At 62.6% G+C, this 20,000-nt stretch carries 23 protein-coding genes; 5 read left to right on the top strand and 18 right to left on the bottom strand.

All coding sequences use genetic code 11. The annotated features are described in order from the left end of the window. The first annotated feature begins 2 nt into the window (after window positions 1-2). The 4 genes from SY91_RS34200 to SY91_RS34215 all read left to right on the top strand — a co-directional run bounded on the left by SY91_RS34200 (window position 3) and on the right by SY91_RS34215 (window position 3,635). Window positions 3-1,943, top strand: a complete 1,941-nt coding sequence (locus SY91_RS34200; RefSeq protein ID WP_011695165.1) for an esterase/lipase family protein — start codon at window positions 3-5, stop codon at window positions 1,941-1,943. Between the two features lie 74 nt (window positions 1,944-2,017). Continuing rightward, window positions 2,018-2,977, top strand: a complete 960-nt coding sequence (locus SY91_RS34205) for a T6SS immunity protein Tli4 family protein (protein WP_185921534.1) — start codon at window positions 2,018-2,020, stop codon at window positions 2,975-2,977. An 11-nt stretch (window positions 2,978-2,988) separates the two neighbouring features. Then, window positions 2,989-3,276 (top strand): PAAR domain-containing protein, encoded by a 288-nt coding sequence (locus SY91_RS34210; RefSeq protein WP_011695163.1) that lies wholly within the window; start codon window positions 2,989-2,991, stop codon window positions 3,274-3,276. Between the two features lie 26 nt (window positions 3,277-3,302). Further along, window positions 3,303-3,635 carry an H-NS family nucleoid-associated regulatory protein gene (locus SY91_RS34215; RefSeq protein ID WP_011695162.1) on the top strand — a complete coding sequence of 111 codons (333 nt, stop codon included), beginning with the start codon at window positions 3,303-3,305 and terminating at the stop codon, window positions 3,633-3,635. Window positions 3,636-3,820: 185 nt separating this feature from the next. On the opposite strand, the gene SY91_RS34220 is transcribed toward SY91_RS34215, so the two are convergent. Further along, a complete protein-coding gene (locus SY91_RS34220; RefSeq protein WP_011695161.1) occupies window positions 3,821-7,138 on the bottom strand; it encodes a hypothetical protein in 3,318 nt (1,105 codons plus the stop codon). 181 nt (window positions 7,139-7,319) lie between these two features. Here SY91_RS34220 and SY91_RS34225 point away from each other — a divergent pair, with 181 nt between their 5' ends. Then, window positions 7,320-8,276 carry a hypothetical protein gene (locus tag SY91_RS34225; protein ID WP_041489723.1) on the top strand — a complete coding sequence of 319 codons (957 nt, stop codon included), beginning with the start codon at window positions 7,320-7,322 and terminating at the stop codon, window positions 8,274-8,276. An 83-nt stretch (window positions 8,277-8,359) separates the two neighbouring features. Here SY91_RS34225 and SY91_RS34230 read toward each other — a convergent pair whose 3' ends face one another. The 17 genes from SY91_RS34230 to SY91_RS34310 all read right to left on the bottom strand — a co-directional run bounded on the left by SY91_RS34230 (window position 8,360) and on the right by SY91_RS34310 (window position 19,911). Further along, window positions 8,360-9,160, bottom strand: a complete 801-nt coding sequence (locus SY91_RS34230) for an FRG domain-containing protein (RefSeq protein WP_011695159.1) — start codon at window positions 9,158-9,160, stop codon at window positions 8,360-8,362. A gap of 7 nt (window positions 9,161-9,167) precedes the next feature. After that, entirely contained in the window at window positions 9,168-9,416 is a 249-nt protein-coding gene (locus SY91_RS34235) for a hypothetical protein (RefSeq protein ID WP_011695158.1), read from the bottom strand. A gap of 169 nt (window positions 9,417-9,585) precedes the next feature. Beyond that, window positions 9,586-10,530, bottom strand: coding sequence for a hypothetical protein (locus tag SY91_RS34240; protein ID WP_011695157.1), 945 nt, complete (start codon window positions 10,528-10,530; stop codon window positions 9,586-9,588). 12 nt (window positions 10,531-10,542) lie between these two features. After that, window positions 10,543-11,409 carry a DUF4238 domain-containing protein gene (locus SY91_RS34245; RefSeq protein ID WP_011695156.1) on the bottom strand — a complete coding sequence of 289 codons (867 nt, stop codon included), beginning with the start codon at window positions 11,407-11,409 and terminating at the stop codon, window positions 10,543-10,545. A gap of 115 nt (window positions 11,410-11,524) precedes the next feature. Continuing rightward, window positions 11,525-12,217 carry a helix-turn-helix domain-containing protein gene (locus tag SY91_RS34250; protein WP_011695155.1) on the bottom strand — a complete coding sequence of 231 codons (693 nt, stop codon included), beginning with the start codon at window positions 12,215-12,217 and terminating at the stop codon, window positions 11,525-11,527. After that, a complete protein-coding gene (locus tag SY91_RS34255; protein ID WP_011695154.1) occupies window positions 12,214-14,070 on the bottom strand; it encodes a phage integrase family protein in 1,857 nt (618 codons plus the stop codon). Before SY91_RS34255 ends, SY91_RS34250 begins: the two co-directional genes overlap by 4 nt. Window positions 14,071-14,073: 3 nt before the next feature. Next, window positions 14,074-14,502, bottom strand: a complete 429-nt coding sequence (locus SY91_RS34260) for a hypothetical protein (protein WP_185921523.1) — start codon at window positions 14,500-14,502, stop codon at window positions 14,074-14,076. A gap of 2 nt (window positions 14,503-14,504) precedes the next feature. After that, window positions 14,505-14,753: a hypothetical protein gene (locus tag SY91_RS34265; RefSeq protein ID WP_011695152.1), complete on the bottom strand. Its 249-nt coding sequence runs from the start codon at window positions 14,751-14,753 to the stop codon at window positions 14,505-14,507. A 33-nt stretch (window positions 14,754-14,786) separates the two neighbouring features. Next, window positions 14,787-15,668 (bottom strand): 3'-5' exonuclease, encoded by an 882-nt coding sequence (locus SY91_RS34270; protein ID WP_011695151.1) that lies wholly within the window; start codon window positions 15,666-15,668, stop codon window positions 14,787-14,789. Window positions 15,669-15,698: 30 nt separating this feature from the next. Further along, a complete protein-coding gene (locus SY91_RS34275) occupies window positions 15,699-16,034 on the bottom strand; it encodes a hypothetical protein (protein WP_011695150.1) in 336 nt (111 codons plus the stop codon). 10 nt (window positions 16,035-16,044) lie between these two features. After that, a complete protein-coding gene (locus SY91_RS34280) occupies window positions 16,045-16,290 on the bottom strand; it encodes a hypothetical protein (protein ID WP_011695149.1) in 246 nt (81 codons plus the stop codon). Then, window positions 16,287-16,676 (bottom strand): hypothetical protein, encoded by a 390-nt coding sequence (locus tag SY91_RS34285; protein ID WP_011695148.1) that lies wholly within the window; start codon window positions 16,674-16,676, stop codon window positions 16,287-16,289. Before SY91_RS34285 ends, SY91_RS34280 begins: the two co-directional genes overlap by 4 nt. Before the next feature lie 5 nt (window positions 16,677-16,681). After that, window positions 16,682-17,767: a hypothetical protein gene (locus SY91_RS34290; protein WP_011695147.1), complete on the bottom strand. Its 1,086-nt coding sequence runs from the start codon at window positions 17,765-17,767 to the stop codon at window positions 16,682-16,684. Between the two features lie 27 nt (window positions 17,768-17,794). After that, window positions 17,795-18,136 (bottom strand): hypothetical protein, encoded by a 342-nt coding sequence (locus SY91_RS34295; RefSeq protein WP_041489701.1) that lies wholly within the window; start codon window positions 18,134-18,136, stop codon window positions 17,795-17,797. A 313-nt stretch (window positions 18,137-18,449) separates the two neighbouring features. Next, window positions 18,450-18,932: a hypothetical protein gene (locus tag SY91_RS34300; protein WP_011695145.1), complete on the bottom strand. Its 483-nt coding sequence runs from the start codon at window positions 18,930-18,932 to the stop codon at window positions 18,450-18,452. A gap of 23 nt (window positions 18,933-18,955) precedes the next feature. Further along, a complete protein-coding gene (locus SY91_RS34305; protein WP_011695144.1) occupies window positions 18,956-19,162 on the bottom strand; it encodes a hypothetical protein in 207 nt (68 codons plus the stop codon). Between the two features lie 26 nt (window positions 19,163-19,188). Then, window positions 19,189-19,911, bottom strand: a complete 723-nt coding sequence (locus tag SY91_RS34310) for a helix-turn-helix domain-containing protein (RefSeq protein ID WP_011695143.1) — start codon at window positions 19,909-19,911, stop codon at window positions 19,189-19,191. Window positions 19,912-20,000 lie beyond the last annotated feature (89 nt).

The raw sequence follows: 20,000 nt of genomic DNA on the forward strand, positions 1-20,000 counted from the left end.
CAATGAGCGATAACACAAATCAAAGCGGCGGCAACTCGGACTTTAGCGACGACACCGAACAAGTGGTGCGACAGGTTGGTCGCACGGACAAGGACGGCGCGTCGGTCGGGCACTTCACGCTGACGCCGGCAAGCGACACGCGGCAAAAGGAACTGCTGTGCGACGTACGACCGATCATTCCGGTGATCTTCCTCCCGGGCGTGATGGGCTCGCCCTTGGTCAACAAGGACACCGGCGAAGATATTTTTTTTCCGCCGAACACGGACGGCATGCTCGGGAAAGCAGGCGCATTACCGGCTCTGCTCGGCATGTGGTTCAGGGGCGCGTCCACACGGGAAACGCTGTACGATCCGACCGTAGCCCAGGTGACCCCGTTTGGTCCCATCCGCGCCGGCAAGCTCCAAAAGGATGACAAGGAAGATCAGTATGTCGACGAGGCAGAGGCACGTCGACGCGGCTGGGGCTCGGTGTATCGATCGAGCTATCAACCGATGCTGGCGTGGCTCGAGGAGCAACTGAACGAGCCAAAGTATATGGGTAAGCACAAGGGGGCTTGGATCGAAACCGACCCCGACGGCACGGAGTGGACGCTCAAGCCCGTGCTCGGCACCGAGCCGGCCGACTACGGGGCGACCGACGCCGGCGCGCAAAAACGCGGCCAGGCGATCACGGAAGAGTGTGCCGAGTTCGAGCACTTCGCGAAATACCGGTACCGCGTGTATGCGATCGGCTACAACTGGCTGCAATCGAATGAGAAGTCGGCAAAAGACGTGATCGAAGGATTGGACGTCGAGGACAAGAAAACCGGCAAGAAGATGCGCTTGATGGGCATCAAGGAGATCATCGCCGAAAACCATAGTGGCAAGGCAATCATCCTGACGCACTCGATGGGCGGGCTAGTCGCGCGTATGGCAATTGCGATGCATGGCGCAGCGGGCCTAATGCACGGCGTTTTCCATAACGTACTGCCGGCGACCGGCGCACCGATTGCAGCGAAGCGGTTCCGCACCGGAGGCGGCAGCGAGGGCGGGATAAACGGTTTCATCAATGGCGCCCTGCTCGGAAGTGATGCGGACGAGTTTGTGGCAGTGGCCGCGAACGCGCCGGGGCCGCTGGAATTGCTCCCGATGCCCGATTACCACAATGGCGATCCGTGGTGGATCTTTGCCCGGCTCGATGGCACCCCGGTGATGAAGCTCCCGCAGCAGGGCGACGTATACAACGAGGTGTACATAAACCAAAAATGGTACGGCTTAGTACCGGAGCAATCGACTTCGTTGCTCGACCCGGCTGGCATCGTCCAAAAGCGACTCGATAACCAGCCAGTAAAAATGTCCCTTTCTGAGAACTTTGCGAAAACGATGCTTTTTGTAGTGCGCAATCAGGAAAAAATAAAAGATACATACCACGATAAAACATACGTAGCATATGGGGATGGAGCACTGACACCCAAGGCATCAACCGCATCGAGTGAGGGGAACGCCAAACCCAAGATGGAGAAAAGCGAGAAGCTCGACGATCTGTTGGCATGGGGTACGGTGATCTGGAAAGGGAATATACCGCCCGACGTGACGGAGGAAGAACTGCGCGCCGCGCGGTTCCTGGGCGAGAAACACGACGACTCCCACACCGGGACGCTGCGCGTACACCTGGACTCGCGCAATGTCACCATCGAATTCGAGGTGCAGAAGGTAGCGAAACTCCCTCCAGGCAGCGACGCGCCCGATCCACAAAAAAATGGCATCGTGCCGGGTGATGGAACTGTGCCGGTCTGGTCGGCCGAAGCCCCCGCGCACAGCGCGGAGGGTGGCGCGGCCCGCGGAATACAAATGGTCTTTGACCAAGGAGGCTATGTGCATCAGGACAGCTATAAACATCCATGGGCGCGCTGGGCGCTGCTCTACAGCATCGTGCAAATCGCGAAGGATGCACCGGCATGCTGACGCGTATTGGCCGACTCCTCGTTTTAGTGGCGGGCGTGTGCGCCTGTTCGATTACGTTTTCAGGTGAACCAACGATGACGAATCCCTTGCTGTCCAAGCCGCGCCCGTGGTGCATCGGGCGCTTCGTATTTGACCGGCCAGTGGCAAGCAAAATTACCAATCAACGATACGCATTTTGGGGGAACAAACTAGAGACGCAGCACAATGCATCTCCTGGCGAGTATCAAGCCAAAGTCGACGCCGCGGAAAAAAAATACCGCACTGAAAGACGATTTGATCCTGCAAATCCAAGAAGTCAATCGAGCCCTGTCTGGCTTGAGAAAGCATTTTCTCCGACAAAGACTTCAAAGGTTTTCGCTTATCAAGAGGGAATCGCAAAGGCTGCGAAATTGCCCTTTGATACGGATGGTTATATTTACGAAAACAACACCTTGTTCCATACAACTGGGTCATTTGGCTCAGGTGGCTTGGACAAGTTCGAGCCTGTGTATTCTGACCTCTATCGTCGCATCAAGACACGCGATAACTGGTCGGTCCCAACCGAAACGGGATTCTGCTTCGACGGCGGAATCGCCACGGGGTCGTCAACCTACACCGAGGAGGTCAGCCAGTCGTTTGCACTGATGCCAGGGCGACCGGCGCTGCTGGTGATCCAGATGCGTGATGCCGTCGACGTCGACCAGAAGTCGCCACTGACAAAGACTCTTCCTGAGCTGCGCTCGAAGATGGATCGCATCTCGAGCGGCAGCTACCGCATTCTGCGACAAGGCAAGCGCACGGTGGCCGGGATGGATGCCGAGGAAGTGCTGTTCGCGCTGAAGGAAGGCGAGATTACGTCCTATCGCTTCTACCTGCTCGCGCCGGGCGATCCGAGCACAGTGGCGAAACCGCATACGGCTATTCAGTTGCTGCTCGGTGCGAGCAGCCCCGATTTGACGCCCGACGAGGCAACGTCACCGGTCGATGAAGCCGGCGCACTGCAAACGTGGGAGACGTTGCTGAACAGCCTACGTCTCCGACCAGGTGCAGTCTAAGCGGGCCCGCCATGCGACGATACGACATAGTGAAAGGTGACACGACGACCCTCGGCGGTATCGTCCAAGGCGGCGATAGCGCCGATCTGATCGGCGGTCGCGAACAGGCCTACGAGCGCGATCCGGTGTGGTGCCCTGTCTGCAAGACGTTGGGTAAAATCGAGTGCACCGGTCCGCGGATATCCACCACGGGGCCGGACGGACGAGAAGCAGCGTTGAGCGATGATCTGTGCGTGTGTCAGTGCCCGACACCGCCTCGCCTGGTCGCCTCGCAATCGGTCTCGTATATCGACGTTTGATCCAACGCGGTTCACCACTGAAAGTCATGGACGCCCCTACCCTGCCCGCCCTCCGCGCCGAACTCGACGCGCTGAATATCGAACTGGCCCGCGTCCGGGCGCAGGAAAAAAAGGCCGCGCTGGCCGCCTTCAAGGAACAGGTCACGCTGTACGACATTACCCAGCAGGAAGTGCTGTCGGCACTAGGCTATCTGCAGCCGAAGCGCCGCCGCGCGGCCGCCCAATTCTACGACCCGTCGTCGGGTCGCAGCTGGTCGGGGCGCGGCCCGCGGCCGAAGTGGCTCGTCGGCAAGAACCTTGACGACTACCGGATCGACCGGGTACCGCAGCCTTGGTGGCCGGGCGAAGAAGCGGCGTGAGGTCAGCAGCATCCCAGGTTGTGGGTTGACTGGTGCCGCGCGCAGTATTTCCTCTGCAAGACGGGCACCGTCACGAGTCAGCACGAAGAAGAACCAGACACGATCCGCGCGATGCGCCGGACGCGCGGGTCTAACGAGAGAATTGCCGCTGCCATTGCCGAACTGACAAGGTCCGGCGATATCGCTCAAACGGTCAGGGCTTCAGCAGGGTCCTCGGCCTGACGTGCCGGCTCGCTCGCTCGCCATATCACATAGAGAGTGCTGACGCGTCCGCTTCCCTCCTCATACGCGCTGAACGCGTGCGGAATCTCCCGTGGTTGGTCCCGCCATGACGTCCCCGTCTCGCCCTCCTTCTGAGACCGATAGTACGGCACCGACCTCCCCTCGTATCGCTTACGAATGGCGCTACCGATGTCAGCACGGTTCGACATGAAGTCCTGTCCGCTGTGCGGCGGGAAGACGACACTCGCCAGACCGTGTTCACGAGCGAGATCAATCGCAAGATCGAAGTACGCATCCACTACCGAATTGGGTTCATGGCTGGCAACCATCGATACAGTCGGGTTGATAGCACGAATAATCAGCGACGGACGCATCGAATCGATAGCGTCTACGATCTCCGAATACAGCAGCGCCATCCCGGCGAGCTGGCCGGTCATTGGATCGAAGACCACCAGATGCGCGTGACGAGTCTCAGCCCACATCGTCGTGTTGCCGCCGCTGCAGAGTCCCATCGCCTGTTTCGCGAAGAAGGCGGCTGGCCGCTTGGAGACAAAGGCATGGAGCGTCGACTGATGCGCTGCATCGCGCTGCGTCTTAAATTTCCGCTTCTCCCGCTCGCTCCAACCACGGTAAACCTGCAAAACCTTCTGGCGTGTTCGCGCGAGCGCATTGACTAACATCGCATGGGCGTCCGCGTCCTCGCTCGTGCTCTTGTCCAGACGCAACGAGAGATCGCGTGCCTCCGTCGCGCTCAACCTCGAGACGAATTGTTCCTGTCCGGCATCGAGCGCGTCCGGTAGGACGATTCGGAAGAAGTCATGCAATTCACCGATTTCGCGATGAGCGACCGCGCTTTCGTCATCGAGATCGGACATCGCCTCTAGCCGCCGCGTCACCCATTCTTTAACCTGCTCATCGGCGGCGGCGGCGGCAAGCAGGACGCCGAGATGACGATGCAGCATGTGCTGGTCGGCAAGCGGATTGGCTAACAGGCTGCCGCGAAGGTGCTTGGCCGCGTCAAACACACTGATGTCCGCTTCGGAGAATCGGCGCGCAAACCGGGCGGCAACGGCGAGCGCTGCCAATCCAGCGTGGTCGAGCGGCCGGCTGACGCGAAACGTGTTGCGCTGCCAACGCATCAGGTAAGGCTCGTCGCGATACCACCGCTGCCATGGGGTGTCGTCGACGCGTACGCGGGTCCAATACTCCTGAACCGAGGTGGCCGCCACGCCATACGTCAAGGCGATCGCTTCCGCTTCCAGGTCCGAGAGCACCGGACCGGTTGGCCCTCTTCCACGCGCTGTCTCTGCGATCAGCGGCCGGAAGACCGACAGCAGCGCCGACATTGACGACTCCGCCTGCGACGTGGTTTCCAGCAAGCTGCGCAGCAGCACGCCATGCGTTGCGTTCAGCATGACAGGCAGAAACGGCTTGAGTGCCTCCCGTTCACGGAACTCAGCCTGGCGACGCGCTTTGTGATACGCCTCCCAACTTTCGTCGGTACGGTCGACGGGCGACGCGATGAGTGGGCGAACGCGAGCAGAAACGACGTCCGCGAGACATTTTCGATTTCCCTCTAGGACCGCGAAATTCCTGCGTCGAAAGGCATCTTCGATCAGGACACGCTCCGCGTCGTCGAGGATCCGCGGACCAGCATAATCTTTTACGCCCCAAGCGTCGGCATAAAACCAGTCGTACAGTGCCCGAATATCGGTCAAACCTTGCTCCTCGACCACATAGCGCAGCAACGCGGGACCTATGTCCATCGCGAATAGCCGTTGATTCAATGCGTCAAGAGTCTTTGCCGGCATCCGCTCGGCGAGGTATTCCAACGATTCAACGTTCCCGCGGCGATGCGCGCGCACCGCCCAATTTGCCACCTCCGCTGCCGCGCCCCGGTTATTCAACGGTCCAACCACGGTCAGCAATTTGTCCAGAGACCAGCAAGAAACGACGGGATAGGCTGAATGAAAGGCGGCAATCGAAGCGCGATCGTCGTAACCATGTCGGGCGATGACGTCGAGGTACTGTTTGAGGAGTTCATCGCGACCATGCAAGACGTAGTTCTGGTTGTGCGCGATATCAGCCGGAGTCAGCCCGGCGCCCACCAGACAATCGAGATGCGCGACGGACGCCGTGTTGGACTTCGCGACCTGTACCAGAAACTCTCGCGCGTCGACCAGATCATCGAGCGAGGCACCGTGCGCGCGCATCCAGGTCACCACTTCGACGGGTGCTGCATGCGTGAGATCTAGCAACGTTCGGAAGCGCTGGATGTCGTCAGCGGTCCGCGCGCCGATTGTGTCGAGGATGAAATGCCAATGGTCAATTTCGGTATCCCAAAGCCGACGTCCAACTGCATCAAAGAGGCCCGCGACATCGACAAGGCCACGGGCGTGACACAATGACAGGACGAACGATAGTCGAACCGCGTTGAAGCTGTAGGGGTGGTTGAGGATCTCGGGGATTCGCGACTTCGGCATACCTGCCGACTTCAACACGCGCGCCATCTCGCGCAGATCACCGACGTCGATTTTCAGGGTGGTGTCGGAGTAGTACGAGTTGCGGGTGGGCAGCCAACGGAGGTCGCCCAGTCGTTCAAGGATGCCCTCGTCGATCAAAGCGTGAACCACGTCTTGCTCATATGTTCGACGGACGGCGTGCCACGTGTCGGGAATGGCGGTGACATCGTTCAGACCAAGCCGCATCAGCACATCGATGTCGGTGCGCTCCAACCCGAGCAGGCCGTCGTAAGCCGACGCACGGCGGGCGAGAGGCAATGCACGTAAGGTGCGATCGATGCCACTGGAGTAGGACGACCGGATCGGCCACACCGGTGCGACGTGGCGTTCGAATACATACGCGCGGCCCAAATACGAGCGTATGCGCCTAAGCAGCGCCCGACCAGCCAGCAGTCGCACACGGGTCGGGATGTACGGCGTGACTAGCCCCGACAGCAGAATCAACCACAAGGGTCGCGCCATGGGTACATAAGCCGGGATCCCCAACGCCTTGCGCATCATGGGCATATGTTCCGGGTTCGGCTTCCAGCGCAATTCAAACACGATTTTATCGCGGAGTGCCTCGAGGCCGTGGCGCGCCTGGCGCCATGGGTGTAGCGGTCTTTCGTCCTCATCGTTTTCATACCAGAACGACGTTGACCGATCGGCGGCGGCGGCCTTACTGCTGATCGCGCTCAGTTGCTCTGCCCGCCATACGCGATACGCGTGTTGGAACGCCAGCTTCTGCTGACGAGAGGGTCGTCGGATCGGCCACGTCATTTCACACGTCCAATGATGAGGAAAAGTCTAAAGAATAGCGTGGATACGGCGACACCTATGCGCCGGAAATTCCGCACGCCGCGTGGTGATGACCTTCGTGGCCGGCCTTCCAGCTCAGACGTTAAGATATTGGTTTCTCGATCGAGGCTTGCCATCAGCGGAGGCCGTGGACGTGCGTACGATGACACAACAGGTTGCATGCGCCAGGGCGCGCGGTCTCGCTGCCCAATTCGGCTACTATCCAGTGCGCTGCGACATCCAGAACGGTCGCTTCTCGGTGGAAACGCTCCCCGATCTTGACAGTCGCGTCGCAGACGTAGCCGAGAACGAAAACGTCCACAGCGGTTGGATCTATGCGGGCGCAGAGCAGGTTCGGGATTTCATGACAGGCAACGTCACCGTGATGCCATACAGCGCGCGCGTCTTCCCGTTACCGAAGACCCATGTGCTCACAATTAAAAAATGTGAGAGTCGCGATCACCTCGAGTTAGTCGTCTGGTGTCTATCGTTTTTCATCGGCATGCGACTGACCACAACAGAGGCAGGCTTCCTCGACGCAACGCCTGTCGAGCCAGGCAAACTCGTCGACTTTTCTCTGGGTCGATACACCGTCGAGGACGTCATCGTGATTGCGCTGAATTTCTTGGACGCTTATCGAAAGACGCCGCCCGCATACAAGATCCTCCCAGCAGTCATACATGCACTGTTCTTGGCACAGTATCCGCAGAGTCTGGACTTCGAACGATTTCAGTATCTCTACATGGCCCTGGACGCGTGCTACAAGCTGATGACAGTCAACGATACCCCGCCATCCCGTTCTGGTCACGCTGCGCGTATCCAGTGGATGTGCGAGAAATTTACTGTTCCCGTACCCGAATGGGCCAAAGTCGAAAAAAAGTCGTCGCCACTATCGATCGTCCGCAACGACGCCATCCACGAAGGGCTCTTCTTCAATGTCCCGTTGGGATTCGCGATTTACGGCGGCGGCGTTCCCAACGCTTATAGAGGCAACGTGCCACTGGAAATGCGGGCACTTGTTTGTCGGCTGCTGGTCGGCGTTCTTGTCGGGCCATCGCTTCAGTACGTCAGCACCCCAGTCGATACCCGACAGCGGTACGCGCTCGACCGGCCCGCGTAAGGGGCGCAACATTACAGCAGCGCAGCAACCGAATCCCATCCGCCTCAACCTGCGAGATCAATCTCGCTCCCCCGATTGCATCACTATAGGGAACCCAGACGCGCGGGGATCTCGTCGTCGGGATAGAGGTGCATCGCCGTCACAACGCCGGCCACTCCTTCGAGATCGGGAAACAGCACGGCGCGGCTGACGCCGGCGATCTTGAGCTCCGTGCGCATTCGCCCGAACGCACGCGCCGGGATCCTCACGTAGTGCAGTCGGTCCTTATACGCCTGATTCGAGTCGAGCGAGACGAAACTGATCCCCGCGTCGTTGGCGTGAGCCCGATGCAGACTGAACCATCCATCCTGTGCCGCAATCCGACGGGACACGTGCCGCGGCTTGAGAAGCGGCGTACGCTCAACCGAGAGAGCATCTGCCCGCTCGTAATCACGGATCAGATCCTGTCCGGTGTAGCGCAGGATCCAGACTGCGGCGTCCGGGGCGCGTCGGCGCCCCTTCGATGGCGCCGCGGGCTGATGAATCGCGAACCAGAGCGCGGCAAGCGCACTCCCGCTCCAGTCGAGCAAGCGGGTCGGCATATTGTGATGTTGCGCGATCGCCAGCCAATCCGCATCGCCGAGATCGACGGTCGATTCGAGATGCGGTATCGCCCGTTCTTTGAACTCCCGCAACATCGCCTGCTCGGTGTCCGCCCACACGCGCGGGTGTCGCGCGATGCTCGGCTTCAGCACCCACTGCTCCTCGCGCTGACCTCGGAACAGGAACTTCGTACCGCCGTCAACGTGCCGGTTAATCGCCTGAAGGTAACTCGCAAGACTGCTGACGGTCGCGATGTGCTGTTCGGCGCGGCCGGTGAGGGAATAATCGTTCGGTTGTCGCATAGCGCCCTCATGCAGCTGGCGTCAGCTTCGCGTATGCGATCTTTTCGAGGCGGAAACGATCCGCGCGTGCTTCGGCGGACTGCGATGCCCCCTGATTGTCAACGAGCGCCTCCCACAGCGCGAATGCGCCACGGGCCTCCCCCACCGCGAGCCCCAGACCATAGCTGCCGAATTCGCAACTGGCGGCACGCTGCATCGCGTCTTGGATCTCGCGCTCGGCGCGTTTGGTGATCTGTTCGTAGGTCAGGCTGTTCATGTGTGGTCCCTCGGGTGATTGTATAGGTCGTGTTGTGCCACGGCCCCGGCATGGGTGTCCGGGGTTCCCTCCGCTGCGTATCGTCTCGTGCGGACGCTTCGCACTGGAACCCGACGATCGCGAGCAATTTCACATGCAGCGCGTCGACACGCTCGCTTCGATGCGAATTTTATAGGCCGCCTTGATGCTCCGGCTCATGGACATCGAGGATTGAGGGTGACACGATCGCGGCGCGTAAGACAAATGCGGTGAGCTCGCGCGCCCGCTCGGCATCGATCGTCCCCGCAGCACCTTGATGGGAGAGTTCGGATCGGGCGTCATACAGCGTAGCGGCCAACTTCGCCTTCTCAGCGGCGTCTGGTCGGGATTGTCCTGCCTGATCAGCCGCACGAATCACCAGCGCGCGGAGCGCCGCTTTATGGGATACCCGCTTGAGGTTCCCCAATGCCCCTACGATACCCGGATCACCCAGATCATTCGCCTCTCGAATCTTCTCCTCGATCCATCGGACAACGTTCTCGTCTCGCTTTGCCTGCGTTGACAGGGAATCGAGGATCGTCATGTACGTCAAGAACTTCGTCCGCGGCAGATTCTCGTAACTTGCCACCATCCATAGTTCCAAGGCAGCCAACAACCGCTCGTCGGAAACGGGCGGGCACTGATTGAGCCCTTCCAATAAGCCGGCGGAATAGCGGACCGTTCCATACCCGCCAGCCCACAGCGGAGAGGAAATCTGATCGGCAGGAACCAGTGTGATCTCGGGCCCGTTAAAGATCGCTCGCCCTACCGCAGACGTCTGTGCTTTTTGCGGCTCGGAAGCCGGAATGCTCAGAACAACATTCCCAACGGCGCCCGCAAATACCGAGAAGGCTGGGATTCGCGCACGAAGGGTTTCTATGAGGCGCTGAGCGTCTGACTCGTTCATCGCGTCGAACAACAGCCAGTGGGTCCACTCTCTGGCCATATCGGTCGGTTCGCCGATGGCAGGAGCCGCAAACAAAGTCGCGCGATGTCCGAATAGCGTCACGGAAGCACCGGCGGCCTGCGAAAAGTCGCCGCCGCGCATCTCAAACGGCACATGTAGCCGGAATTGTTCTTGTTCAATGGTGGTCATGTTTTCCTTCGATCACGTTGCGTCGGCTGCGGCCACGCAGTCGTCAGGAAAGAGATTGACGCTGAACCGCGGTTGCATTCGCGAATGCATATATTGACGTCCGCTATAGGCAACGAAGCAACGGGTCCAATCATGCGCGATGACGAATCGACGGCTGTGCACCAACGCTGTCAGATTGATGATCTTCATCACGTTCGGCCGTGCAACGTCGATGTCCGACGCACCGAGTAAGGCCAGAGTCGGCGTCAGGGGAATATAGAAATTCGCTGGCGTATCGGGCACCAGAAATTCCCCCGCGTCCGGGCTCGCGTGGCACAAGCGCCACTCCAACGCACCCTGCTCCCTCATGGCCATCATGATCCCATGTTCAATATGAAGCCCAGTGGCCTGACGACTCGGTATCGAATTCTCTTCGTCAATGTAGAGCGTATGCCAGGCCTCCAGGCGCTCCTTAAAATCCCAGGTCAGATCTGGAGTGCCGCGGCCGGCATTGAACTTGACTGCAGGTTCGGGACTATCAGCGTATCTTGCTCGCCCTTGCCAGAGTGCGTAGAACCGCGTGATCAGCCGGTGATTCAAACTCAGCCACCGCGTGTCGCCCTTTATCAGCCGCTCGGCGAGCGACTGAAAATCACCTTCGATGCTTGCACCAAAGCCCCCTTCGGCCCGCTGATCCCACACGTGGTTGGCACAAAAGAGCTTGTTCCCGGCATCGACGTTGTAGATGACCTTCTTCGCAGCAAGACTGAGCGCCGACAAACCCGTGTTCGGATTGCGGAACCGCTCAATGCTTGCTCGCGGGAAAATGTGCTGGTTTCGCGTGAGCTGGTGCGGATTTCCCGGTTGAACCGGCTCGGGCTTATGCTTGGTCTGTTCCATGGGTAATCGATGAACGTGTGTACAGCCAGGTTTGGCGCATCGGCCTGGCGTGACTGCAAAGTCGCGCGACGTGTCGGAGAGCCCCCTTAGTAGGCTGTCGAGGTCCTCGCCTCAATCAAGGCTGGGGACGGAGAATCAGCATTGGCCTGTGTCGCCGCTCGTCGTGGCAGATCGTTACTCGCTCGAGCGGCTCAGCGATTGTCCAGCCAGACATGCCGGCCGCAAGCACGGTGAGTCGCACGGTGTGGGCGTCACAGTCGTGGATTCGCGCTTCGATCTGGGAGCGCGCGCCGGGCGCATGCGTCGGATTGTCGAAGCGTCGGCCGATTGCTTCGACGGTGATCGGCTGATCTCTCATCCGCAGGATCGCTCCGGCCTTCTCGTTGCGACTCGCGATAAGCTTGTCGAATTGCTCCGCAGACGCCTTAACCGACTCTGAGCCGACTCGAACGTATGCCGGCCCGGTGAAATGTGGCCGCCCGTCGCTCGAGCTGACGACGACCGCCACGACCGTCTTTTCATCGATCGTAAATGCATGGGACTCGTAGCTACGGATGGGTGGGTAGCAGTCGTTGGCAGCCTCTCGCACGCGCTTCTGGACGCTATCGGAGTTAGCTACGCCCGTGATCATGCCGCCTTTGTCAGCGACACCAATGAAAAGAATGCCGACGCGGCCTGACTGAATGGTGTTGGCAAAGGCACTCAGCGTCTGTCGCAATTCGTCTCCCTTTACGCCTTCCGATTTACGCTCTACCAGCTGATCTTCATGGTCGCCGAGGCGTTGCCGCAGTTCGTCATCGGTCATCATCGACGTCCTCCGTTGTCACGAGCCAAACGTGCATGATATTTCGCTGCCTCGCGACGCATTCGGGCCTCTTCCGGCGACACGTAGATCGACGTCGTGCCGAGCGACGCGTGGCCGAGCGTGCGCTGTACGACCTCGAGCGCGACACCGGCGGCCAGCATCTGCGTGCCGACCGTGTGCCGGAACGCATGGGGTGAGGTGCTGGCCAGCTTACGCCGCTGCGATTCAGTCAGGTCCGGCATCACGTCGAGCAGCTGCGCGACCGCCCATTTCGTGAGCCCGCGCGCGCCACGCACCGAGTATCCCCCTCCGGATACGCCGCTTGCGCCCTCTTCCTCATTGTCGACAGATTCCCCGAATTTCTCTCGCGCCCGCGGCGTCGGCGGGATGACCAGCGGCGCCACCAGCGGCAGGTCCGGCACCTTCGCCGCGGCTGCCGCGTCGAAATCCTCACCGCGATCGCGCCAATGCCCGCGGAGGGCGTCGACACATTCGTCGCTGATCGGCACGTAGCGTTGCTTGTTGCCCTTGCCAATCACCTCGAGCAACCAACTGGCCGGCGTGTCGTCCTCCGCCGGCATCCAGACGAGTGCCCCTCGCGTCGCCGCGGCCGCCTCGGCGATCCGCAGGCCGCCATCCCCCATGAGCAACAGCAGCGCCCGCGCGGCGCGCCAGCGCGGCCCACTCGGGCCCTGCAACTCGCTCCGTTCGGCCAGTGTTGCGCGCACGCGCGTCCAGAGCTCGAGCGGTAGCGCCCGCTCGACCTGCAGCTTGCGCACGCGCCTGACCACACTCGGATCCGAGACCGCCTCCCAAGGATTTCCGGCCAGGTACCGGACTGCCACCAGCCATGTGAAGGCTGCGCGGATCGTGCGCACCGCGTAGCGTTGGCTTTCCGGTGACAGGCCGCCCGGCGCGAACGGCCGCCACTGGCGGCTCGTGCGCGCGACCGGCGGTCCGGTAAAGCGTTCGCCCGGCGCAGCGAGAAACGCCTTGTACGCTTCGCAATCCTCGACCCGCATTGACGACAGCGCGACGCCGCGTTCCGCCACGCACCACAGCACGAGGCGCTCGAGCTCCTTCTTGTAGACCCGTTGCGTCGCGGGCCGATCGTCGTATCGGTGCAGGTACGCGCGTATCGCATCCAGATCGTGCAAAGCGCCCAAATACGCGAACACGGGTGCCCGGTTGGCACCGTGGGCGCCGGACAGCTCGACCGGAAGTGTCAGGCGCTCGAGCGGGGCCAGCTGCCCGGCGCCGGCGGTGACGCTTGTAGCCGTCGGCGCGAGCGCGTCGCCGGCGTCGACGCCGACCTCGACGGCCGCGCCGATCGACGACGCGTGACGCCGCAACCAGGCGGCCAGCACGCGGGCGCGACCGACGCCGATACGGGGCACCGATCGCCACCACTGGCCGCCGCGGCGGTTCACGAACGCGACGAGGTCGCCGAGCGTGCGGATCCCCTCGCCTTCCAGGCGCGCGGCGATGAGCGGCCGGAACCAGCGGCCTACTGGGTGATCGCACTGCGGCAGCGCTATCGCCCACTGCCCGGCCACCTGCTCGATCAGCTGCAGCGACACGGGCGTCAGGCGCGGCTCGCCGTATTTCTCGATCGCCGCCTGCAGGTGGGATTTCAATACGGGCGAACCATCGCGCAGCGCGGCCGCGACCAGGTCGTCGCGCATCGTGCGCAGCAACTGCGCGACGTCGACCGGCTCGTCCGCATCGCGGTCGAAGTACAGCCGCTCGATCGTCTCGATCGGCAGGCCTTTCACGCGCGCGCGCAGCGCCGTGAATTCGGTACGGCTGTAGCTGCGCAACGGCATCTGGGCCAGTTGCTGGGGGCGGTTCGCCATGGTTCAGCCCGCAGGAATGGGGGATACGACCGTGTCGGCCGTGGTGACGCGCTGTAGCCGCTCGAACGCGGCGACATAGCGATGCATCGGTACCGCGGCCAGCTGCGCGTCCAGCCGCGCGAGCACATGCTCTACCGCGGCGCGCTCGAGGTCGGTCAGCGAGCCCGACTCGCCACGCTCGGCGCGGTCGGCGCAGTCGTGGAGCACCGCCTCGGCCCGTCGATAGGGTGCCGCCTCGTTCGGGTCGAGGAAGTACGCGAGGTAGATCGCATTCAAGAGCGTGGCCAGCTGCGTGACGTCGTCGCTCGCGTTGCGCAGTGCAGCCAGCGCAACGTGGTGCGTCAGCTGGATCCGACGCAGTTCGGCGGCCGGGATCGGCAGCAGCTGCGCCCGAGTGAGCGGCCGGCGGTTACGGGAGGTGGCTTTTCGCATGATCAAGATGGGTGGGAAAGGGAAGCGTCGACCACGGCGGCCAGGCGCACCACATCCGCCTCATAGGTCGGCCGCTCGCCCGCCGCAAATCCCTGCCGGGCGACCTCGCGCCACAGGTTGAACGCGCCCCGCGCAATGGTTCGCGCGACGTCTGGCGCGACTGCCGCATTTCCATACACCGGATTCGACAATGCGCGGTAGTCGCGAATCTGCCACTCGGCGAGTTCCGTGAACTGTAGATACGACATCATGATTGAGGATCCTATTGCAGTGGCCGATCGATTTCAGGGCCGAGCGTCAACGGGTGCTGCGCGGGCCGCGGCGAGCACGATCTGGCGGCATTGCTCGGCATCTGCACAGGCCCGATGACGGGCCGCGAATGTCCCGGCGCCGAGCATCAGCGCGGCGTCGGCCAGACTGAGCCAGCGACCGGCCCAGCCGTTCAGCAATTCCATCGTGCATTCAACGCGCAGCGCAGGCAACGTCACGCCGTGGGATCGCGATGTTTGGTATAGCAAACGCTCATCGAACGCACCGTTGTGGGCGATCAACAGTCGGCCGGCGAGCAGCTCGGCCACCTGCGGACCGATCGTGTTCCAGGCGGGCGCGCCGGCGACGTCCGCGTCGGTGATTCCGTGGATCTCCGTCGCAGCCGCAGGTATCGGCATGGCAGGCTTCACGAGCGTGTCGATCAGCACGGCGCCGGCGCGATCGAGAATCGCGATCTCGACGATCGCCGCCTGGTGATCCAGGCCGGTCGTTTCGGTGTCGATGAACAGCGGATCAGCTGCCAGCCACTCGTTCGCGGTGATGTGGAGGCCGCGGGCCGCTTCGTCACGCTTCTCGCGCGCGACATCCTCAAGGCAGGCGTCGCAGCATCCGTGTCGATCCAGCCATTCGATTAGGGTGCGCGTGCCGCAGATCGTGCATGGCCGGGTACCCGCCAGTGCCCGGCCGGCTGCGAGCGCGGCCGCTTGAGCGGGACTCGGCGCGCGAGCCGCGCGCATCGGCACCGTCGACGCAGGCTCGTAAAGCGCGATCCAAGTATGGCCCTGCCAGTAGTGCGCAACCGGTGCCTGGCCATCGGCCAGATTGCGCCGCGCCTGCTTCAGCTCGGTTTTCGTCTGCAGCTCGAGCGGCGCTGTGGCTCGGTTCGGGTAGCGCATCGGGTCGCTCTCAGGGTGCCTTGCCGGGTGTCACTGGACCGTCTCGGTGTGAGCCGACCCGAAGGCTTTGGCCCAGCTCTCGTCCGTGACGTTGTCGAGCGTGGCAATCGCCGCCGCGCGCGACGCATCGATGGTCGACGCCTCGCTCTTCGGCACATGCATGCCTGTCAGCACGTCGGAAACCGCATAGCACGGGAGATCATCGCGCCCGATAATCGCGTGGACGGCCCAAGTCCGTCCGCGGTGCTCGAACGGTATGCCGATCACATCGACATCGCCCGCGCGCATGGCGAGCGTGAACACCACGCCGTTGACATATTGTGGCGCCGGCCTCGCCGGCGGCTTCTTTTCGTTAGTGCGAGCCATCAGCACACTCCTAATCGACCTGATTGAGAATTTCGACGTCGAAGCCGACCGGCCAACCATGGGTACGGACCTGCAACACGTCCTCGGCGATCAATTCCGGGACAACGTCGTGGTAGTCCTCATCCTGCGGCGTGATCATCACGATCGCGCTCGGCACACCTTTCGCCGCGGCGATCTGCCCGGCCAGCCGCTTCAGCTCGGCGGTCCATTGACCAACCTGGCGCGCAAGGATCTGCTGCTCGTCATACGTTTTCATCGTTGAGTTTCCTCGTCAGTTCTCGGGTCAATGACGTCGCCGAATGCCGGCGACAGGCGTTCCACATCGTACTTGCCCAACACGCGACCTAAGCGCATGCCCACGGTCGATCGACCGATCTTTTCCAGGTAGATCATCGCGCCGGCGCACATACTTTCCTGACCGCTTGCGACGTAGTGGCCGTCGTCATCCCACTCACCGCCTGTACGTGCGTTGTGGACAGTCTTGTGGCAGTGAAATGTGCTGTGATCGTTGCGCACCAGTCGTTCGATGATTCCCTCCAGGCGACCCGGCGCGAGCATGATCGCGTCGTGCTTGCGGAACGGGCAGTTCTCGCACGGGCGACGCAGCTTGAAATAGTTGTCGAGGGCGGCGCTCATTGGCATTGTTCTCAAAACCCGTATTGATCGTCGCCCCAGCGGCGCAGCACCCGGTAGTCGTGCTCGGGCAGCACGATCAGGCCCGCCTCGGCCGCCTCGAGCACGCGCTCCATCTGCCCGCTCAGGATCAGGTTGCCGTGCAGACCGTAGAAGTACCAGGCGAAGCGATGGCCGATGCGCTCGTCGAACTGCGTCAGCTTCCCGTACAGGCTGTACACGTCCAGCTTCGCGGTGTTCTTCAGCGCCGCGATCTTGCGCGTGTGGGTCCAGCGCGGTATGAAGTCCATCTCCCGGCCGGTACGCGGATCGGTGTTGTCCTGGGTGCTGAAAACCCACCGCTGACAGATGCGCTCGCCGGCCTGGCCGGCGCTTGACGCAGCCCAGTCGTCGAAGAAGCGGCGGCCGCGCCATTGTTGGTTGTCGTAGCCCGGCGTGAGCTCGCGCACACTGACCACCCGCGATTCGCCCGTGTCGAGGTTCCGCTCGACCAATTCCCGATCGCCATCGCGCTGCCGGCGCTCGTTATAAGTCGTCTCGGCGAGCGCCGCAAAGTGCTTCATGTCGATCACCGCCTCGAGCCGATAGCGCGGCGATCCGAGCGTGCGCCGCTCGAACCGTTCGACCGGCATGTCGTGCCAGCCGGAGCGCAATTCATGCAGATCCGGCAAGCGCCGCGGCGTGCTGCGTGGAAACACTTCGCGCTCGACGAATTCCTGTTCTTCCCAGATTTCGAGCTGCACGAAATTGTCCTGGTCACCGCCACGGTCAAATACGAAGCAGTGCAACAGCGGCTGGACCTCGACCAACTGGTAACCGGAATCCCGGTGCGCGAGCAACACGTCCTCCACCGAGCCGCCGTGCGCGTCGAGCTGGGCGCCGATCCACGCGTGATAGTCGGCTGCGATCTCGCGGCCGTCTGCATCGATCACGCGGGCCGGCCGTTCAGAGAACTCGTCGCGTGTGACCGCGTAGCGCGCGCCGCGATAGTCGGTGCGCGTCGCAAACGTGGTCAGCAACGCGGCGTGCTTCGACGTGACCGGGGTCGCCGCGACGACCGTCGCGAGCACGTCGGTCTGCAGTTCGTATTCTTTGCGCATTGCGCGCTCCTGTCAGAGTGAGTCGGGTTACCAGCCAATCTGCCGGGCCAGGTAATCGGGATCGACGGCGAGCCAGAGCGCATGGGGCTCGTGCTCGGCGCCGGCACGCAACAGAACCTCGACGCCCTTTTTCCCCCACTTCGTGCGGGGCGTGATGCCGACAACTTGATCGGTGCGCAAGAAGTGCGGCCCGCTGTCGTCGACGATCCGAACGGCGATCGGCTTGGTCGCGCCGATCCGGTGATGGACCTTGCCGGCCACGATCACGTAGCGAAACGGGTCATCGCGGCTCGTGCCGGGGAACAACCGCTGCGCGTCGGCCAGCTGCGAATCGGACAACTCGTCGTAGGTCTTGGTGATCTCGGTCATGGTCTCGCTCTCTCGATTCCTTGTCGGCGGGCAGGTGCTCGTGGGAGCAGTCGCGCGCGCGGTAAGTCTGCCCAATGCCCGCCCCTCTCGGGGCGGGCGGGCTTATCAGTGGAGCATCGGTCCGTACAGCAGGCCCAGCTTGATGCTCCAGTACAGCAGTTCGACGCCGGCGGCTGCGCAGTTCAGCCAGAGAGTCACCGTTTCGAGTTTCATCGGGGCACACCCTTTTCCAGTTGATGTGCCCCGTATAGGCGTTCAAGAAGAGGATGCCTGCGGTGCCGGCGCGTTATTTCGGCAAAACCGAATCGTTCCTCTAATCCTGCGGGTTCTGCATACCGTGTCGCTGCGCGATCTCGCCCTTCCATACCGCTTCGAACGCGGCCTGATATCTGGGCGCCAGCACATCCCAGCTGTCCGGATAGTCGGCCGGCAGCGCCGCCCGCAATCGGGTATAGAGCGCTTCGCCCGAAGTCGCCGCCGATACGGGGCGAGCGTCGCGCGGCACGCCCGCGGCAACATCGGTGCTCGGTCCGCCCGCTGCGTGATCGGCGCCGTCAACTTCGCGCAGCAATGCACGGGCGCCGGCCAGCTCGCCGTAGACGTGTTCCATCGCAGCGGTCCAGCCATGCGCGAAGGCGGGCTTTCCGATCTCGCCGTAGCCTACCGTTTCCGGCACGCCTGCTTTCACGGCCTCGAGCACGTTGCGCAGCTCGTTGAGCACGCCACTATGGGTGTAGAGACCCGCGCGGCTCAGTTGAGCGTCTGCGTTGGCGATTGCTTCGGTTCGGGTGGTCATCATGGTCTCCGGTATCGGGGCATTCAGGCGGCAGCGACTTTCGCGGCACATGCTTCGGCCACGGCGCGTGCGTCGGACGCCCACGCGGTCGCGCCGGCCTCGTCGGCCGCGTTGCGCAGGAAGTGCGCGGCGTCCTGCCAGTCGCCGGCGGCCACGGCTTTCCACGCGAGCCGGCAGCGCGTTACCTGGTCGTCGGGGGCGTCCAGCAGCAGGTCGTAAGCGGTTTTCATCGTCGCTCCTGGTGAATGCGTTTCGGTCAGCCGCGCGGCGCGCGCTGCTCGAGGTGAATCACGTTCGCGCGCGCAAAGCTCACGCGCTCGCCGAGGCAGAACCCGGCGAATTCCTCCGCGCCGGGCGCGTCGACAAACTCGACGACGATCGCCCCGTAGCCGTCGCTCTCGCGTTCTGCGCGGCTCGCGTCGCTCGACACGGTAGTCACGATCGCGCGCAGGCGCGGCCCGGTGCGCGGCTGCAACTCGACCACGTCGCCGCGTTCGATCGTGTCGCGCGGCGCGTCGCGCCGGTAATCCCAGTCCCGCGTGAGCGCCGGGGCCGGCGCGAAGTCCTCCGTAAAGCGGGCGCCCCACACGCGTCGCAGCAGCTGCCATGAAGCGATCGGCATGCTGCCCTGCCCGGCCTCCCAGCGCTGCACCTGGCGCTCGGTGACGCCCACACATGCGGCCACGTCGACCTGCGTGCGACCGTGCCTCAGGCGCAGCTGGCGCAGCGCCTCGGCAGTCGGCGCCGGCCCCTTGTCGGCCGGACGCGTCGCGCCGGGGCCGAGCGGGTCGCCGGCGAACCCCGGCGTCAGGCCGGCGAGCGCCTCGCTCTCATCCCATTCGAGTCCGGTAGCCTCGCCGCAGCGCGGGCACAGCACGGCTTCGCCGTGATAGGTGCCGTCCGGCCGGCGCGTGTCGCCGCGGTACCCGCACGCGCCGCAGCGGATCGCATACCGCACGCCGGTCGTGTCTTGTTGCATCAGGGGCTCCGTTAAAGCCGACAAAATGTCGTGCAGGTCAGCATAGCACGACATTCTGTCGTGTCAAGCACTCTTATAAAGCGCCTGTC

It is taken from the genome of Burkholderia cenocepacia (genome assembly GCF_014211915.1).
Taxonomy (GTDB): Bacteria; Pseudomonadota; Gammaproteobacteria; order Burkholderiales; family Burkholderiaceae; genus Burkholderia; species Burkholderia orbicola.

What these genes read in the sequence shown, in the direction of transcription:
- SY91_RS34255 (WP_011695154.1), bottom strand. Translation starts at nt 14,070, where the DNA reads ATGGCGAACCGCCCCCAGCAACTGGCCCAGATGCCGTTGCGCAGCTAC.
- SY91_RS34260 (WP_185921523.1), bottom strand. Translation starts at nt 14,502, where the DNA reads ATGCGAAAAGCCACCTCCCGTAACCGCCGGCCGCTCACTCGGGCGCAG.
- SY91_RS34235 (WP_011695158.1), bottom strand. Translation starts at nt 9,416, where the DNA reads ATGAACAGCCTGACCTACGAACAGATCACCAAACGCGCCGAGCGCGAG.
- SY91_RS34240 (WP_011695157.1), bottom strand. Translation starts at nt 10,530, where the DNA reads ATGACCACCATTGAACAAGAACAATTCCGGCTACATGTGCCGTTTGAG.
- SY91_RS34245 (WP_011695156.1), bottom strand. Translation starts at nt 11,409, where the DNA reads ATGGAACAGACCAAGCATAAGCCCGAGCCGGTTCAACCGGGAAATCCG.
- SY91_RS34310 (WP_011695143.1), bottom strand. Translation starts at nt 19,911, where the DNA reads ATGCAACAAGACACGACCGGCGTGCGGTATGCGATCCGCTGCGGCGCG.
- SY91_RS34225 (WP_041489723.1), top strand. Translation starts at nt 7,320, where the DNA reads ATGACACAACAGGTTGCATGCGCCAGGGCGCGCGGTCTCGCTGCCCAA.
- SY91_RS34230 (WP_011695159.1), bottom strand. Translation starts at nt 9,160, where the DNA reads ATGCGACAACCGAACGATTATTCCCTCACCGGCCGCGCCGAACAGCAC.
- SY91_RS34300 (WP_011695145.1), bottom strand. Translation starts at nt 18,932, where the DNA reads ATGACCACCCGAACCGAAGCAATCGCCAACGCAGACGCTCAACTGAGC.
- SY91_RS34250 (WP_011695155.1), bottom strand. Translation starts at nt 12,217, where the DNA reads ATGATGACCGATGACGAACTGCGGCAACGCCTCGGCGACCATGAAGAT.
- SY91_RS34265 (WP_011695152.1), bottom strand. Translation starts at nt 14,753, where the DNA reads ATGATGTCGTATCTACAGTTCACGGAACTCGCCGAGTGGCAGATTCGC.
- SY91_RS34280 (WP_011695149.1), bottom strand. Translation starts at nt 16,290, where the DNA reads ATGAAAACGTATGACGAGCAGCAGATCCTTGCGCGCCAGGTTGGTCAA.
- SY91_RS34305 (WP_011695144.1), bottom strand. Translation starts at nt 19,162, where the DNA reads ATGAAAACCGCTTACGACCTGCTGCTGGACGCCCCCGACGACCAGGTA.
- SY91_RS34215 (WP_011695162.1), top strand. Translation starts at nt 3,303, where the DNA reads ATGGACGCCCCTACCCTGCCCGCCCTCCGCGCCGAACTCGACGCGCTG.
- SY91_RS34220 (WP_011695161.1), bottom strand. Translation starts at nt 7,138, where the DNA reads ATGACGTGGCCGATCCGACGACCCTCTCGTCAGCAGAAGCTGGCGTTC.
- SY91_RS34200 (WP_011695165.1), top strand. Translation starts at nt 3, where the DNA reads ATGAGCGATAACACAAATCAAAGCGGCGGCAACTCGGACTTTAGCGAC.
- SY91_RS34295 (WP_041489701.1), bottom strand. Translation starts at nt 18,136, where the DNA reads ATGACCGAGATCACCAAGACCTACGACGAGTTGTCCGATTCGCAGCTG.
- SY91_RS34275 (WP_011695150.1), bottom strand. Translation starts at nt 16,034, where the DNA reads ATGGCTCGCACTAACGAAAAGAAGCCGCCGGCGAGGCCGGCGCCACAA.
- SY91_RS34270 (WP_011695151.1), bottom strand. Translation starts at nt 15,668, where the DNA reads ATGCGCTACCCGAACCGAGCCACAGCGCCGCTCGAGCTGCAGACGAAA.
- SY91_RS34205 (WP_185921534.1), top strand. Translation starts at nt 2,018, where the DNA reads ATGACGAATCCCTTGCTGTCCAAGCCGCGCCCGTGGTGCATCGGGCGC.
- SY91_RS34290 (WP_011695147.1), bottom strand. Translation starts at nt 17,767, where the DNA reads ATGCGCAAAGAATACGAACTGCAGACCGACGTGCTCGCGACGGTCGTC.
- SY91_RS34210 (WP_011695163.1), top strand. Translation starts at nt 2,989, where the DNA reads ATGCGACGATACGACATAGTGAAAGGTGACACGACGACCCTCGGCGGT.
- SY91_RS34285 (WP_011695148.1), bottom strand. Translation starts at nt 16,676, where the DNA reads ATGCCAATGAGCGCCGCCCTCGACAACTATTTCAAGCTGCGTCGCCCG.